Origin of the sequence: Kitasatospora sp. NPDC059817 (assembly GCF_042731835.1) — a bacterium.
Taxonomy (GTDB): Bacteria; Actinomycetota; Actinomycetes; order Streptomycetales; family Streptomycetaceae; genus Kitasatospora.
The window spans coordinates 24,304-25,224 of record NZ_JBHWIR010000114.1; the positions used below are offsets into that span (position 1 = coordinate 24,304).

The 921-nt window shown below is 80.2% G+C and carries 1 protein-coding gene; it reads left to right on the top strand.

The genetic code is table 11. The annotated features are described in order from the left end of the window. The coding region (locus ACFV61_RS23115; protein ID WP_380493655.1) for a DUF4129 domain-containing protein at positions 1-778 on the top strand (778 nt) is incomplete at its 5' end. Positions 779-921: the final 143 nt, after the last annotated feature.

Genomic DNA, 921 nt, shown 5'->3' on the forward strand with positions numbered 1-921 from the left:
GCCGGTGCGGGGGGCGCGCCCCCCCCCCCCCCCCGACAGCAAGGGCTGCGACGCGAAGCAGCGCCAGCTGGGTGAGTGCGGCGGCAAGAGCAAGGCCGTCAGCAGTGCCGCCGAGGACTCCTGGCTGCTGTCCGGGCAGGTCCTGGGCAGCGCCGCCGTGGTGGTGCTGGTGATCGCGCTGCTGCTGGTGCCGATGCTCTGGCGGTCGGCGCTGCGCCGGCGCCGGCTCGGCTCCGGCGGCCGGCGCGGGCCCGGCGGCGGCCCGGCCGAGCTCACCGACGCCCAGGTGCTGGCCGCCTGGGACGAGCTGATCGACTCCGCCTGGGACGTCGGAATTCCCCCGGACGAGTCACACACCCCGCGCTCGGCCGCCCGGCGGATCACCGAGAAGGCTGAGCTGGACGCGGACTCGGCGGCGGCGGCCGGTCGGCTGGCGCTGGCCACCGAACGGGTGCTCTACGCCCCGGCCGGCCAGGTCACCACCGCCCCGCTGTCGGCCGACGTCCGGACCGCCCGGCAGGGCCTGCGGGCCACCGCCAGCCGGGCCGGGCGAACCAGGGCGGTGCTGCTGCCGCCGTCCTCGGCCCAGCTGTGGTGGCGGATCTCCGACGCCCTGCGGGCGGCCCGGGAGGCGGTCGGCACCAGGGTCGGCCGGGTGTCCACCGCGGTCACCGGCCCGGTGCGGCGGGTGGTCTCCGCGGTCACCGGCCCGGTGCGGCGGGTGGTCTCCCGGCGCAAGCGCAAGCCGGAGTCCGAGCAGGACCCCAGGGAGTCCTGAGCGGGGCCCGAGCGAACGGGCCGTCGCGCGGATACGAGAACGCCGGGGCGGGGGGGGGGGGGCCGGCCCCCCCCCCCGCGCCGGCAGGCGGGGGGCCCCCCCCCGGGGCGGGGGGGGGGCCCGCGCGCGAGGCCCGGCGGGTG